The following is a 14017-nucleotide window of genomic DNA, read 5'->3' on the forward strand; positions in this document are numbered from 1 at the left end:
CCCGGGAACCACACCAGACAAAACACCATCCAGGACACCCCAAAACCACACCGGAACACAAAAAACGAACCAGAAAATGATTTCCATTTGGAAGGGAGTCGGTCGCAAACTTTCCGCACCAGCGGCGGCGACTCGAATAACTTTACACACCCCAACCACCCCACGCAAATTCACCCGACGTAAAGGTTCTGCACTCCAACAACCCCTACAACCCGGCAATTTCGGGCCCTACGCCACATCATTGGGCGCCTTTCGGGTCACTAGCCATAAACATGGCGTGCGTCACATCGATCGCGGCGCCGCCCGCCCACGGGAGAGGACGCCGCCCACCGACGGGAGAGACCGAAAGACGGCGCCGTCGAACTCCAAGCGCTCGAACTCCAGAAGCCGAGCTAGTGCGCGGCCGCCCCCTGGGTCTTGCGCATCATGGCAGAGAGCACAACGGCAGCCACTGCGATCAAAGTGGCTGTCAGGAAGGCCGCCTGCATTCCGGCCACAAAACCGGAGACGGCCGATACCACCGCGAAGATCGAGACCAGAAGCGCAGTGCCCGCAGCTCCCGCCACTTGCTGCAGCGTGCTCATGATGGCCGAGCCATGCGAATAGAGGTGCGGTGGGAGTGGGTTAAGGCCGGTAGTAAACGCGGGAGTGAACAACAAAGCCAGTCCCAAGCTGAGTACCGCGTAAAGGACAATAACCCACCACAACTGGCTATCCGCGGTCAGCATCGAGAACTGCCACAGCGTGAGCACCAAGAGGATGGAACCGCTCACGGTGAGCGGAAATGGCCCGAGCTTGTCGAACAGCCTGCCGACGACCGGCCCGAGCAAGCCCATCGCCAAACCGCCTGGAAGGAGTGCCAACCCGGTCTCCATCGGCTGGAGGTGCAGGACGTTCTGAAGGTAGAGCGGCAGCAGGATCACTACGCCGAAGAGCGCCATCATGGCGACCACCAAGAGGAACACGGACACCGTGAACATCCGAAATTTGAAGGCCCTGAGGTCCAGGAGGGGCGCCTCGGACTTCTGCAGCTTGAGCTGACGGAAAACGAACGCCACCATGCACAACACGCCAATGACCAGCGCGGCAATCGGCAGCGCAGCAGCTCCGCTATGGCCGCCGATCTGACTCAATCCATAGACCAGTCCGCCGAAAGCGGGAACGGTCAGGACCACTGAGACGAAGTCCAGCTTCACGTGTCCGCGTTCACCGACGTTTGTCAGGAACTTCGCCCCGATCGCCATCGCCAACAAGGCGACCGGCAGCACGAAGACGAACATGAAGCGCCACGAGAAGTGGTCGAGGATGATGCCGGAAACCGTGGGACCCAAGGCCGGTGCAACAGAGATCGCGATGGTCACATTACCCATCACCGCACCACGGCGGGACAGGGGAACGAGCGTCAAGATGGTGGTCATCAGCAGCGGGAGCATGATCGCCGTGCCGCCCGCCTGGACGATCCGTGCCAACAAGAGCACGCCAAACCCCGGGGCCACTGCAGCAATCAAGGTGCCGGCGCTGAAGAGCCCGATGGCAAGGAGGAACGCGGCCCTGGTGGTGAGCCTTTGGAGGATGAAGCCGGTGGCGGGTATCACCACGGCCATGGTCAGCATGAATCCAGTCGAAAGCCATTGAACCGTGGGGGCGTCAACGTTGAGGTCCGTCATGAGCCGCTGCAAGGCGACGTTCATGATGGTCTCGTTGAGGATCACCACGAAGGTGGCCACAAGCAGCGTGACGATGACGGTGACAGACTCGCGCGGCATTCTGTCGCTGGCTAGTTGTGTCTCCGTTTCCGGCACGCGGTTGCCGTGCTCGTCTGACGTGACGTCGGTAGACATGAGGATTCCTCGGCTGTGGGTGCGGTGGTTTGCAGTAGCGTTCGGGTTCAGCACCGGTGAAGACTGCAACAGTCTAAGCCTCTGGAGCATTCCCGTCAGCAGGTTATTCCAAACGTTTGTGAGCGGGCATCCGAAAGTTAAGAGTGTTCAGGAACTCAACGGCAGGTTGTCGATCAACCGCACGGGGCCAACCTTCGCCGCGATAATCGCGAGCCCCTCGCCGCGGAACGGGGTGTCCCGGCAGTTCTCGGCGAGCGGTTCCAAGGTGCGGGGATCGACCACCTCGAAATAGTCCAGGCGCACGAGCGGTTGCGATTCAACGAGCGCGACGACGGAGTCCAGCTCCAGCGGTTCGTTCGCCACGGCGCGGGACTCGAGAAGGCGGAGCGCACGGGAGAGCACCAAGGCCGCCTCCTGCTCTTCTTCCGAAAGGAAACGGTTCCGGCTGGACAAGGCGAGTCCTTCGGTGCTGCGCACGGTGGGCACCGCCACGATGTCCACCGGAAAGCTGAGATCCGCCACCATCCGTTTCACCAGGGCCAACTGTTGGGCGTCCTTCTGGCCGAAGTACGCACGGTACGCGGCAGCACCGCCGTCGACGGCTGGACCGCCAGGCATGCCGTAGTGCAGCAGTTTGGCGACCACCGTGAGGGCGCCGTCAAAGTGCCCGGGACGGGATGCGCCCTCCCATTTCTCACCCAGCGGCCCCGATGTCACGCGAACCAACGGTTCGCCGCCGGGATAGACCTCCTCAACGGATGGGGCGAAGACGAGATCCACACCCTCGGCGTCCAGCAGGGCCATGTCGGCGTCAAGGGTGCGCGGATACCGTTCCAGGTCCGCGGCCTCACCGAACTGGAGCGGGTTCACGAAAATGGACGCCACCACGACGTCGTTCTGCTCGACGGCGGTGCGGGCCAGCGCCGCATGCCCGGTGTGCAAGGCTCCCATCGTGGGGACGAGGCCCTGGGAACTGCCGCGCTTTTCCGCGAGCAATCGCGCACTTTCGGCCCGCAGTTCCGCCGCGGTGGTGACAAGTTTGATGCCCATGGTCAGTTTCCTTCCTGCGTCCCGGCAGCGTCGCCGCCCGGTCGATCGTCGCCATTGTCCGGCGTGCCTGAGCCGTCCAAAGCGTTGTTGATGTCGCCGAGCTGGCCCTCTTTGAGCAATCCACGGTTGACGGCTCGACGGGCCGTGGCCCGGGCCATCGCCAGGTAAGCGTCCAGGACATCGCCGCCGGCACCGGCGTCGTACTCCTTGAGTGCCTCCGCATGGGCGGACACTGTTCCCACATCTCCGCGGGCCACCGGACCGGTCAACGCGGACTCGCCTGAAGCCAGCGCGTTCTCCAAGGTAGCGCGCAGCAATGGGCCGAGCATGCGCTCAGGCGAATCGACGCCGATTTCCCGCAAGAGCTGCGAGGCCTGGGCCACGAGCGTGACCATATGGTTCGAACCGTGGGCAAGGGCTGCATGGTAAAGCGTACGGTCGGCCTCAGCGATGGCCACAGGTTCGGCACCCATCTCCACCACAAGGGCCTGGGCGATGGGCAGCATGGCTGCGTCGGCCGTAACTCCGAACGTGCAGTCCATGAGCCGGGTCAGGTCCAGGCTCATGCCCGTGAACGTCATGGCCGGGTGGAGGGCGAGCGGAATGGCGCCGGCGGCGCGGACAGGCTTCAGAATCCCGACGCCGAAACGGCCGGAGGTGTGCGCCACGAGCTGGCCTGGCTGCCACGCTCCGAGCTTCGCCAGTCCAGTCACGAGTTCGCCAAGAGCATCGTCCGGGACGGCAAGGAGTACCAGTTCGGACCGCTCCACTATGTCCGGGATCCCCAGGACGGGGACCCCGGGAAGCAGTGTTGCGGCCCGCTCGCGGCTCGCCTCCGACACGGCGGAAACCCCGACGACGGCGTGCTCGGCCCCGCGCAGGGCCGCACCCAAGACGGCGCCCACTTTGCCGGCGCCGATGATTCCAACGCCGAGTCGTCCTGGCCTAGCCATGGTCTGGTTCCTCCTGGTTTGATGAGTGGTTTGATGAGTGTTGTACTGCGTGCACCCCTGGTAACTGGGCCAGCCATTGCTCGCTGGTCTGCAATTTGCGGGCTTTCCGGGCTCGGGCGGCCTGCTGGTCGAACAAGCCGACCGCTTCCGCGGTGGCTGCCTGGATGAGCCGGGGTGCCACGGGTCCTGGAGTCGTGTGGAGCACCAGATCGGCCACGCCAAAGAGCCGGGCCAACGGACCTTGGTGGAGGGCCATGGACTGGGTTCGTTGATGCGGGACCAGTACCAACTTCCGCCACCAACGTCCGGAGCGCAGCAACAAGGCCGTATCCGTGGCATGGAAGCCGTTGCGTCGCCAGCCCAACGGGGAAAGAATCCAGGCACGCTTGGGGCTGGTGACAAAGCCGGCGTCGGAATCGAGGCCGGTCAAGCCCGCGGTGAAGACACGCTCCGGCTCGGCGGTACCGGGATCGGGCAGGACGAGCGAGAGCATCATCATCACTTCGGACTTCCGGCCGACGGGAAGCAGCATGGTGCGGTGCTCGGCTTCGCTGCGGTGGTGTTCACCATAGCCTGCAACGTTCACGTGGATCCGATACCAGCCAAGAATGCGCCACAAGGGCGGCTGCGTGACTTTGACGGCTTGGATCCGGCCTGGGGGCACGGTCTGGGCCTGGGTGTCCAGGAGTCCGTAGCGCAGACGGATGCCGTCAGGGGAAATTGCCGCCGTGAAGTTGTAGCCCTTGTTGAACGAGCGCCAGTAGGCCGTGCCCAAACCGAGGATTGCTGGAATCAAGTAGAGGATGAAGGCGCGGGACTCAGTCAGCACGGACACCAGCACGGATGCGATGGCGCTGAGCACAATGAAGAAACTTTGCTCGCTCAGGATGAGCGAACCGACAAGCCTTCCAGGCGGGAGGTAGAGCACCACCAGTTCAGGAGCCTCGGGCACCTCGACCGTTTCGCTCCCGTCAGCAATACCGGCGGCACGGCCCAGGATGGTGGCACGGAGCTGCTTGGCCTGGGCGAGTCTCAGGTAGGAGAGCCGCACCGCCGAGTGTCCGGCATCGGCCACCTCGAACTTCAGCTCCGCGAGCCCGAAAATACGGGCAAGCAAGGGCTGCACAATGTCGATGGCCTGGACCCGGTCAAGCCTGGCCTGGCGCTGCTGTTTGAACAGGAATCCGGTGTTGACCCGGACATAGCCTTCGGCAAGCTGATAGCGGGTGAAGTACCAGCTGAGGACGAAGGATCCCAAGGCCAGCAACAGCACGACGCCTCCACCAGCCAAGAGCCATGGCGTGCGGTCGTTGAGGTTGTCGCCAATGTTTCCGCGGCCTTGGAGGGTCCGCTCAAAGGTATCTCGGCCAAAGAAATAGACGATCGCGACCAGTGCCACCCATCCCCGCATGAACGGCGACGCCGGGTGCACACGGTGCCAGTCGCCGTCGACGGCGGTCTGTTCCTGGGTCACAGCCCGGCCAGCCTCGCTTCGCCGCGCGCCGAAAGCTGCTCCCGCAGCCGCGCGCCTTCAGCGGCGGGGATGCCGGGCAAGTGGGCGTTTGTTCCAGCTGAGGCCGTGTGGAGTTTAAGGGTGCACAACCCCAGGAATCGCTCGACGGGCCCCACGGCAACATCGACGTACTGCATCCGGCCATAAGGAACCACCATCACCCGCTGGAAGAAGATGCCGCGGCGGATCAGCAGGTCGTCGTCGCGTTCCGCATAGCCGATGGCGTGCACTTGCCTCGGGATCAGCACGAGCCTCCACAGGGCAAGGAGCAGAAGCGCCGCGGGAACGGCAACGGCGAGCCACAGGGGCGGCCACTTCCACCAGCCCAGTTGAACGAAAAGCAAAGGCAAGCTGAAGACGGCAACCATGAGCACGTTGCCGATGGCCCACTCCACGAGCCGCACGGTCACGTACTTCGGTGATACACGCAGCCATTGGATGCCAGGAGGGTCAATCGCCGCGGTATGCATATTCGCCTTCGCCCTTGGCCTCGCCGTGCCGGGTACCCGTGACCCCGGGTCCGCCTTCCAGGTCTTCCGGCGGGATCCGGCAGAATCGCTCCACCACGAGCCCGACGATGGTCATGACGAGGCCTCCGCCGCCCATGATGAGCGCGAGCCAGAAAATGCCCTGATCACTGCGGAGGTTCCAGAGCCGGAGTTGCTCCAACACGATTCCCACATGCCAACCGAGCAGCACCGTGCCCGCGTAGGCGCAAGCCTGGGCCAGGAGAAGGGTTCGCGCGGCCAGAATGGGGTTGAGCATGGTCTTCTTCTTGCCGTTCCGCCAGCGCAGGACGCGGATACCCATGATCAACGTGAGCGCAGCGATGACACCCATGGTTACCAATGCTGATGGCGGAAGCACCGGCGTCGCCATGCTGTAACGCGTGGTGAGCACGGAAGCCAGCCAGCCAACGATGGCAAGAATGACGGTGATGATCGCCAACAGGATCGGACGCATGGCCTTCATGGACTACTCCACCGCCCCGGCGGCAGCAACGCTGCCGGACCCGTCGAAACCGTCGAAGGGCCGGAGCCCGGAAAAGTCCTCGGCCTTGGCGGCCAACTCGGCGACGCTCTCGCCGTTCAGCTGCGCGGCAGGATCCAGAAGCGCCCACGGATACAGCACGAAGGCCCGCTCCGCAGCCCGGGGATGCGGAAGGGTCAGGATTGCGTCGTCGCTCGTGAGTTCGCCGTAGACAATGATGTCCACATCCAGGGTGCGAGGGCCCCAGCGAACCTCGCGTACCCGGTGATGCTTTTGTTCGACGTCGTGGCAATGCTGCAACAGCTCGAGCGGCGCAAGCGTGGTCTCAACCGCGACCACCATGTTGAGGAAGTCCGGCTGTCCTTCCGGTCCGCCAACGGCCGTGGTCTGAACCACGGGAGAGACACCCAGGAGGCGTATTTCCGGGCGGTCGACGAGGTCGGCGACGGCGGTGGACAAGGTGTCGTTCCGCTCGCCCAGGTTGCTTCCCAGGGCCAGGATGGCTTTCGTGAAACGGGAGCTCATGCACGCTCCCTGTGGACGCTGACAGTGACGTCACCGAAGGGAACTTCGATGGGGGCCTGGGGTTTGTGGACCGTGACGTCAACCTCCGCGACGCCGAAGCCGGCCAAAATGCCCTCCGCGATCCGCACGGCAAGGGCCTCGATGAGGTTAAGAGGCTCTCCGGTAATAACGGAGGTAATGTATTCGGCCACTTCGCCGTAGTGTGCCGTGAACTGCAAGTCATCGGTTTCCGCGGCCTTGCTGAAATCGGTGTACAGCACGGCGTCGACGACGAATGGCTGTCCATCGCGGCGCTCGAAATCGAAAACGCCGTGATGCCCGACGGCGGTCACTCCGGTCAGTGCGATCTTGTCCAAACCGGTTCCTCCCCCTTTGCTCACGAGGCTTTAGTGTCTGACGCGCGCGGCAACCTTGACGGCGTCAAGGCTGGGTCCTACGTCGTGGACCCGCACGGCCCACGCGCCGTTCGCGGCGCTGATTGCCGTAATGGCAGCCGTGGCGTGGTCCCGTTCCTGCGGTGCCGCTGCCTTGCCGGCAACGGTCAGGAGCGTTCCGAGGAAGCGTTTACGGGAAGCCCCGATCAGGACTTTATGGCCGAGCTCATCCAGCCTGCCGATGTGCTTGAGGAGTTGCCAATTCTGGTTCTCGTCCTTGGAGAAGCCCAGGCCCGGATCCACAATGATTTGCTCCGGGGACACGCCCGCTGCGTAGAGCTTGTCGCGGACGCCCTTCAGCTCCTCGATGACTTCCTCCACCACATTGCCGTAGTCGGCAAGGCTGTTCATGGTCTCGGCGTCGCCCCGGCGATGGGTGAGGACATAAGGCACTTTGGTGCGCGCGACGAGTTCGGCCATCTCAGGTTCGAGGCTCAACCCGGAGACGTCATTGATGATCGCGGCACCGGCTTCCACGGCCGCTTCGGCCGTGGAAGTGTGGGTCGTGTCGATGCTGACGAGGGCCCCAGCCTTGACTAGTGCCTGAATCACCGGCAAGACCCGGCGTTGCTCTTCTTCCGGCGAGACAGACTCGGCGCCCGGGCGGGTCGATTCCCCGCCGACGTCGATGATGTCCGCTCCTGCGTACAACATACGCAAGCCGTGGGCGATGGCGGTATCCGCCGTGGGGTGCTTGCCGCCGTCGCTGAATGAATCCGGCGTGACATTCAGGATTCCCATGACAAGCGTGCGGTCGGCCGGCAGGTCCGCGAAGCGGGCGGCTGGACGTGGTTTGCGAAGAATAGGCAGGGGGCTCGTGGCCGGGCCTGTTCCTGGTGCTGCTGCGAGGGAATCCATGGTCTTTCTTACCTTCCGAGTATGAGGCTCATGGCTTCGGCGCGGGTTGCCGGGTCATGAAGTTGCCCGCGCACCGCACTGGTTACGGTCTTGGCGCCGGGCTTGCGGATGCCACGCATGGACATGCACATGTGTTCGCATTCGATCACGACGATCGCGCCCCGGGGCTTGAGGTGAGTTACCAGCGCCTCGACGATCTGGGTGGTGAGGCGTTCCTGCACCTGGGGACGCCGGGCGAAAATGTCCACGAGGCGGGCCAGCTTGCTCAGGCCCGTCACCTTGCCGTCGTGGGAGGGGATATACCCAACGTGCGCGACGCCGTGGAACGGGACCAGGTGGTGCTCGCAGGTGGAGTAGAACGGAATGTCCTTGACCAGCACGAGTTCCTCGTGGTCGAGGTCAAACGTGGTGGACAGGACATCCACGGGATCCTGGTGCAGGCCCGCGAAGACCTCGGCGTACGCCTTGGCTACGCGCTTTGGCGTATCCACGAGTCCACCCCGGTCCGGGTCTTCCCCCACTGCGATGAGGATCTCGCGGACGGCAGCCTCGATGCGGGGGCGGTCGACCTTGTACCCGTGGTGTCCGTGTCCGTGGCCGTGGCTGTCCGAAGATTCCCCGGATCCGCCCGCAGGCGAGTCGCCGAAGGCATCACTCGGGCGATCACTGGGGGCACCGCTGAAGTCGTCGTCGTCGATGTGAGTCACAGCAGAAAGCTTAGCCGTGATGGGAAACGTCGGTGCCCGCGTCAGGTCCTGTACCGGTGAAGGGCTCCTGGCTCCCGACTCCCTGCGGATGCGGTGACTGGGCGTCCAAAGGTTGGTCGAGACGTGCTTTCTTGGCTTGTTCCTGGGCTTCGCGCTCGGCCTTTTCCGCGCGGGATTCCACCGGCGGGAGGGTCTGGACCGGACGGGATTCCTTGGAGAGCCAGACCTCGCGGAAGTCGCGCTTGCGGATGTCGCGGAAGATGTAGGCGATCTCGGCTTGGTTCAGGGTCTCGCGCTCAAGCAGTTCGAGGGCCAGCTGGTCCAGGACGTCGCGGTTCTCGGTCAGGATGGCATAGGCCTCGTCGTGGGCCTGGTCGATCAGGCGGCGCACTTCCTCGTCAACGATGTACGCCACGGAATCCGAATAGTTGCGTTCCTGCGCCATGTCGCGCCCGAGGAATGGCTCGCCGCCACCCGCACCAAGCTTCACTGCGCCGATACGCTCGCTCATGCCGAACTGGGTGACCATCTTGCGTGCTGTACCGGTGGCCTTTTCGATATCGTTCGAAGCCCCCGTGGAGGGGTCATGGAAGACGATTTCCTCCGCGACGCGGCCACCCATGGCGTAGGCCATCTGGTCCAGAAGCTCATTACGGGTGATCGAGTACTTGTCGTCCTCGGGGACCACCATTGTGTAGCCGAGCGCACGGCCACGGGGCAGGATGGTGATCTTGGTGACCGGCGCGGAATTGCGAAGAGCCGCCGCCACCAAGGCATGGCCGCCTTCGTGGTACGCCGTGATCTTCCGTTCCATCTCCTTCATGACCCGGCTCCGCTTCTGCGGGCCGGCCATGACACGGTCGATCGCCTCGTCCAAGGCACGGTCATCGATCAGGTTGGCGTTGGACCGCGCCGTCAGAAGGGCCGCCTCGTTGAGCACGTTGGCGAGGTCTGCACCGGTGTAGCCAGGGGTCTTCTTGGCGACACCCTTGAGGTCGACGCCGTGTGCCATGGGCTTGCCCTGGGCATGGACGTTCAGGATTTGCTCGCGGCCAATCAGGTCCGGCGCTTCCACAGTGATCTGGCGGTCGAAGCGTCCCGGACGCAGCAAAGCGGGATCCAAGACGTCCGGACGGTTGGTTGCGGCGATCAGGATGACGTTGGTCTTGACGTCGAAGCCGTCCATTTCGACCAAGAGCTGGTTGAGGGTCTGCTCGCGCTCATCATTGCCGCCGCCAATACCGGCACCGCGGTGACGGCCGACGGCGTCGATCTCGTCGACGAAAATGATGGCGGGCGCATTGGCTTTCGCTTGCTCGAAGAGGTCGCGGACGCGGGAAGCACCGACACCAACGAACATTTCGACGAAGTCCGAACCCGAGATGGAGAAGAACGGGACCCCGGCCTCGCCCGCGACGGCACGGGCCAGGAGGGTCTTACCCGTCCCCGGAGGGCCGTATAGCAGCACGCCCTTGGGGATTTTCGCCCCAACGGCTTGGAACTTTGCCGGTTCCGCGAGGAATTCCTTGATTTCCTGGAGCTCCTCAACGGCTTCATCCGCACCTGCAACGTCAGCGAAGGTGACCTGCGGCATATCCTTGTTGACCAATTTGGCCTTGGACTTGCCGAACTGCATCACCTTGGAGCCGCCACCCTGCATACGGGAGAGCAGGAACCAGAAAAGCACACCCAGGAGCAGCACAGGCACGAGGAGCGAGAACAGTCCGGAGAACCAGTTGTTTTCGACCGGCTGGTCGGTGAAGCCGCCGGATGGCTGGGCATTGGTGACAGCCTTGACGACGTCTGCAGCGCGGGCCGTGACATAGAAGAACTGGACGTTCTTGCCCTTGTCCTGGCCATCAATGACGAGGTTGTCTTTCAGCGTCAAATCAACGCGGTTCTCGGCGTCGTAAATTTTGGCCTGGTCCACCTTGCCGCTCTGGGCGAGGATCGCGAGACCTTTATCGGTGTCGATACGGGTGGATCCGCCGGGGGCAAGGGTTGCAAATGCCACCAGGAGCAAGCCGACTACGACAACAATCCAGATGCCCGGGCCCTTGAAGAAACTCTTAGCTTTCATCTGTTCGGGGGCTCCGCCCCGTCCCTCCTGGTAGTGCTGCACGGCGCAGTTTCTGCGCGCGTGTGGTGCTGCGTCATTTTCTAGCTTTACACCGTTCGGAGTGATTCACGCACAGTAAGGGATAAAAGTTCCCTCTAGGCGTACACGGAGGTGCTCCTGGAAGAGTTATTCGTAAACGTGCGGGGCGAGGGTTCCCACAAAGTCCAGGTTGCGGTACCTCTCGGCGTAGTCCAGTCCATAGCCGACAACGAATTCGTTGGGAATGTCATAGCCGACGTATTTGACGTCGATCTCCACCTTGGCGGCCGTCGGTTTGCGGAAAGCAGTACAGATTTCCACGGAAGCGGTGCCGCGCGATTCGAGGTTAGTCTTGAGCCAGGAGAGGGTCAGCCCGGAATCGATGATGTCTTCGACAATGAGGACATCCTTGCCCATCAAGTCGGTGTCAAGGTCCTTGAGAATGCGCACGACACCGGAAGACTGGGTGCCGGAGCCGTAGGAGGACACTGCCATCCAGTCCATGCTGACGTGGCTGTGAAGTGAGCGCGCGAGGTCGGCCATGACCATAACGGCGCCCTTGAGCACGCCGACGATCAGCAGTTCACGGCCCTCATAGTCCTTGTCGATCTGCGCGGCCAGTTCACCAATTCGTCGCTGGATCTGCTCCTTGGTGTAGAGAACGTGCTTGAGGTCTGCCTGGACGTCGTTTGAATCCACCAATGGCTCCTGTGTTGATGCGTGGGTGCGGCTAGTGTTGGGGCGATCTTTGATGCCGGAATACTAGCTTCCCACAGCCGCCGCCTTCACGGGGAACGGCAGTTCCTCCTGCGGAGGCCTCCTGCTGGAATTCGCTGAGGGATACGCGAAAGACGCTGACGCTTCCGGGAAGTTGCACGGGACCGGCCGAGCCCTGCCGGCGCAGTAAGGCTTCGGCAGCTTGAAGCCGCCCGTAGCTAGGCTGTTGGCCCCCGACGTCGGCGGCTGCTTTGGCGATGACCCGGAACCTCAGTGCGGGGGCAAGTTCCCTCAACGCGTCTTCGGGGAGCCAGACGCCGTCGTCGGTCCGGTGCAGGAGGCCCGCATAGCTCTCTGCGGCGAGCTGCTCCAGGAAATCAGCGTCCTGTTGGAGAATCGCGGCGGTACGGGCGAGTGACTCGGCGACGCCGGGCCCCAGTTTGTCCTCAAGCAAGGGCATCACCTCCACTCGGGTTCGCGAGCGGGCGAAGGCTGGGTCCGCGTTACTGGGATCGTGCCAGGTTTCGAGTTCCTCGGCCTCGCAGATTTCGAGCGTTTCTGCGCGGCGAAGCCCGAGGAGGGGACGAAGGAGTTTGCCCCGGGCAGGGCGCATCCCGGCAAGGGAGCGGGTTCCCGAGCCGCGGGCAAGTCCCAGCAGCACCTGTTCCGCCTGGTCATCCAGGGTGTGCCCGAGCAGGATTGCCTGGCAATCGAGCTCCGTAGCGGCTGCTTCGAGGGCTGCGTGCCGCGCGTCCCGTGCTGCGGCTTCGGGTCCGAATCCGGTGGCCGCCACCTCCACGGTCCGCAGCTGAACAGGCGAAAGTCCCAGCTCTTCCAGGATCGCCACAGTGCGTGCCGCGACCTGGCCCGAGCCTTCCTGCAACTGGTGGTCAACCACGACGGCGGCCACGCTCACGGAGCGGCCGTCCACGTCTCCGCGACGAGCGAAGTAGGCAGCGGCGGAGGCGAGGGCCAGGGAGTCGGGCCCACCGCTGCAGGCCACCAGGATTCGCTCGGGGTAGCCTGCGGAGGCCAGCGCGTCCCGTACCATGTTCCGGGCTTTGCCGACGACTGGCGCCAAACGTCCGGGACGCCGTCGTCCGCTGCCCGGTGAACTGCTGAGCGAACTACTGCATGCACTTCTGCTGCCTGCTCCGGAGCCGGATGGGCTATCCAGGGTCACAGCCCCATCCGCTCAAGCCACAGCTTGGAGTCGTGGATTTCGGTTTCCGTGGGCAGTTGCTCGGCAGACTCCCACACCCGGTTCAGGCCTTCCATGCCAGCAACCGCAACAACTTCGCGGACAAACTTGGCCCCGTCGCTGTACTGGCGCATCTTGGCATCCAAGCCGAGGATGTTGCGGATGAATTTCTCGATGACTCCGCGATCCTTGCCCCGTGCGCTGAAGCGCTGCCTGATGGTCTTCACCGACGGGATCAGGGTGGAATCCACGGCGTCCATCACTACATTGGCGTGGCCTTCCAGCAAGCTCATGACGGCTGTGAGGTGCGAGAGCGAGGCCTTTTCCTCGGGGTTTTGCAGGAGGTCCAAGATGGCCCCGCGGCCTGGCACGGCCCCCGTGGAGCGGTCGCGCAGGGAACGCGCGGCAGCGGTGGCACGGTCCATGATGGAGTCCACATTGCCGAGGAGGTTGGTGCTGAGGCGCCCGATTTCATCCAGCATGTGAGTCCGGAGCCACGGCGCGGCGGCGAACTGCACACGGTGGGTCTGCTCGTGGAGGCAGACCCAAAGCCGGAAATCGTCCGGATCCACGTTGAGCTCGCGCTCCACGGAGATGATGTTCGGAGCCACGAGCAAGAGCCGGCCAGCAGGCGGCGCCTTCGAGTCCGGGGCGAGTGCCGCAAAAGGATCGTATTGGCCAAGGACCTTGCTCGACAAAAAGGCAAGCACGGCCCCGAGTTGGCTGCCCGTAATGGCACCACTCGCGGCCGCCGCGGCCGGAGTCATGGCCGGGCCTCGCCGGGAATCCAGCATTTGCTGAAGGGCCGGCTGGAGCATCACTGCGAAGCTTTGGGTGTTGGCCTTCGCCCACGACGCCCTGTCCACTACCAGGACATGGGAATCGCGGAGATCGCGAGCGGCTTCCAATCCGGTGATGTCGTGCACATGCGGCACCGAGATGTCCGCGTTTAAGCGGAGGTTATCGACGGCTTTGCCGATCTGGGCCGGACTCAGGGATGGACCGGGGGGAGCGAGCCGGGCAGCCGTGGAGGCGGCCAGCTCCCAGTTGATGAGGGACTGGGCTTGCTGCTGAGACTCCATACGGTCCATCAGAACACAGCGGGCTGAATCTGCGCCCTTAAGTTCGCT

Annotated in this window: 14 protein-coding genes; all 14 read right to left on the minus strand. The window is 63.6% G+C overall.

Annotation, left to right across the window (positions count from 1 at the left end; all coding sequences use genetic code 11):
• Positions 1-392: 392 nt before the first annotated feature.
• The 14 genes from ABD884_RS22670 to ABD884_RS22735 all read right to left on the minus strand — a co-directional run bounded on the left by ABD884_RS22670 (position 393) and on the right by ABD884_RS22735 (position 13978).
• Entirely contained in the window at positions 393-1841 is a 1449-nt protein-coding gene (locus ABD884_RS22670; RefSeq protein WP_345055210.1) for an MDR family MFS transporter, read from the minus strand.
• Positions 1842-1988: 147 nt separating this feature from the next.
• Complete coding sequence (panC, locus tag ABD884_RS22675) at positions 1989-2891, minus strand: pantoate--beta-alanine ligase (RefSeq protein WP_345052316.1); 903 nt, start codon at positions 2889-2891, stop codon at positions 1989-1991.
• 2 nt (positions 2892-2893) lie between these two features.
• The gene (locus ABD884_RS22680) at positions 2894-3844 is read right to left on the minus strand and encodes a Rossmann-like and DUF2520 domain-containing protein (RefSeq protein WP_345052319.1); all 951 of its coding nucleotides are present in this window, start codon (positions 3842-3844) and stop codon (positions 2894-2896) included.
• Entirely contained in the window at positions 3837-5318 is a 1482-nt protein-coding gene (locus ABD884_RS22685) for a PH domain-containing protein (RefSeq protein ID WP_345052324.1), read from the minus strand. Before ABD884_RS22685 ends, ABD884_RS22680 begins: the two co-directional genes overlap by 8 nt.
• Positions 5315-5827, minus strand: a complete 513-nt coding sequence (locus tag ABD884_RS22690; RefSeq protein ID WP_345052328.1) for a PH domain-containing protein — start codon at positions 5825-5827, stop codon at positions 5315-5317. The genes ABD884_RS22685 and ABD884_RS22690 overlap by 4 nt, the downstream gene beginning before the upstream one ends.
• Positions 5808-6329: a DUF3180 domain-containing protein gene (locus tag ABD884_RS22695; RefSeq protein WP_345052342.1), complete on the minus strand. Its 522-nt coding sequence runs from the start codon at positions 6327-6329 to the stop codon at positions 5808-5810. The genes ABD884_RS22690 and ABD884_RS22695 overlap by 20 nt, the downstream gene beginning before the upstream one ends.
• 3 nt (positions 6330-6332) lie before the next feature.
• Positions 6333-6872 (minus strand): 2-amino-4-hydroxy-6-hydroxymethyldihydropteridine diphosphokinase, encoded by a 540-nt coding sequence (gene folK / locus ABD884_RS22700; RefSeq protein ID WP_345052345.1) that lies wholly within the window; start codon positions 6870-6872, stop codon positions 6333-6335.
• The gene (gene folB, locus ABD884_RS22705; protein ID WP_345055213.1) at positions 6869-7228 is read right to left on the minus strand and encodes a dihydroneopterin aldolase; all 360 of its coding nucleotides are present in this window, start codon (positions 7226-7228) and stop codon (positions 6869-6871) included. The genes folK and folB overlap by 4 nt, the downstream gene beginning before the upstream one ends.
• A 30-nt stretch (positions 7229-7258) precedes the next feature.
• Entirely contained in the window at positions 7259-8164 is a 906-nt protein-coding gene (folP, locus tag ABD884_RS22710; RefSeq protein WP_345052353.1) for a dihydropteroate synthase, read from the minus strand.
• Positions 8165-8172: 8 nt separating this feature from the next.
• Positions 8173-8871 (minus strand): GTP cyclohydrolase I FolE, encoded by a 699-nt coding sequence (folE, locus tag ABD884_RS22715; RefSeq protein WP_345052356.1) that lies wholly within the window; start codon positions 8869-8871, stop codon positions 8173-8175.
• Between the two features lie 10 nt (positions 8872-8881).
• Positions 8882-10951, minus strand: coding sequence for an ATP-dependent zinc metalloprotease FtsH (gene ftsH, locus ABD884_RS22720; RefSeq protein ID WP_345052363.1), 2070 nt, complete (start codon positions 10949-10951; stop codon positions 8882-8884).
• Between the two features lie 165 nt (positions 10952-11116).
• On the minus strand, positions 11117-11668 hold the full coding sequence (hpt, locus tag ABD884_RS22725) for a hypoxanthine phosphoribosyltransferase (protein WP_028267981.1): 552 nt from the start codon (positions 11666-11668) through the stop codon (positions 11117-11119).
• Positions 11669-11699: 31 nt separating this feature from the next.
• Complete coding sequence (gene tilS, locus ABD884_RS22730) at positions 11700-12737, minus strand: tRNA lysidine(34) synthetase TilS (protein ID WP_345052368.1); 1038 nt, start codon at positions 12735-12737, stop codon at positions 11700-11702.
• A 128-nt stretch (positions 12738-12865) separates the two neighbouring features.
• The gene (locus ABD884_RS22735; RefSeq protein ID WP_345052372.1) at positions 12866-13978 is read right to left on the minus strand and encodes a zinc-dependent metalloprotease; all 1113 of its coding nucleotides are present in this window, start codon (positions 13976-13978) and stop codon (positions 12866-12868) included.
• Between the last annotated feature and the right edge of the window lie 39 nt (positions 13979-14017).

The sequence above is a fragment of the Arthrobacter methylotrophus genome, from assembly GCF_039539965.1.
Lineage (GTDB): Bacteria > Actinomycetota > Actinomycetes > Actinomycetales > Micrococcaceae > Arthrobacter > Arthrobacter methylotrophus.

Coding starts and splice junctions, on each gene's coding strand:
- ABD884_RS22670 (WP_345055210.1), bottom strand. CDS start 1,841: ATGTCTACCGACGTCACGTCAGACGAGCACGGCAACCGCGTGCCGGAA.
- panC (WP_345052316.1), bottom strand. CDS start 2,891: ATGGGCATCAAACTTGTCACCACCGCGGCGGAACTGCGGGCCGAAAGT.
- ABD884_RS22680 (WP_345052319.1), bottom strand. CDS start 3,844: ATGGCTAGGCCAGGACGACTCGGCGTTGGAATCATCGGCGCCGGCAAA.
- ABD884_RS22690 (WP_345052328.1), bottom strand. CDS start 5,827: ATGCATACCGCGGCGATTGACCCTCCTGGCATCCAATGGCTGCGTGTA.
- ABD884_RS22695 (WP_345052342.1), bottom strand. CDS start 6,329: ATGAAGGCCATGCGTCCGATCCTGTTGGCGATCATCACCGTCATTCTT.
- folK (WP_345052345.1), bottom strand. CDS start 6,872: ATGAGCTCCCGTTTCACGAAAGCCATCCTGGCCCTGGGAAGCAACCTG.
- folP (WP_345052353.1), bottom strand. CDS start 8,164: ATGGATTCCCTCGCAGCAGCACCAGGAACAGGCCCGGCCACGAGCCCC.
- ftsH (WP_345052363.1), bottom strand. CDS start 10,951: ATGAAAGCTAAGAGTTTCTTCAAGGGCCCGGGCATCTGGATTGTTGTC.
- tilS (WP_345052368.1), bottom strand. CDS start 12,737: ATGGTACGGGACGCGCTGGCCTCCGCAGGCTACCCCGAGCGAATCCTG.
- ABD884_RS22735 (WP_345052372.1), bottom strand. CDS start 13,978: ATGGACCGTATGGAGTCTCAGCAGCAAGCCCAGTCCCTCATCAACTGG.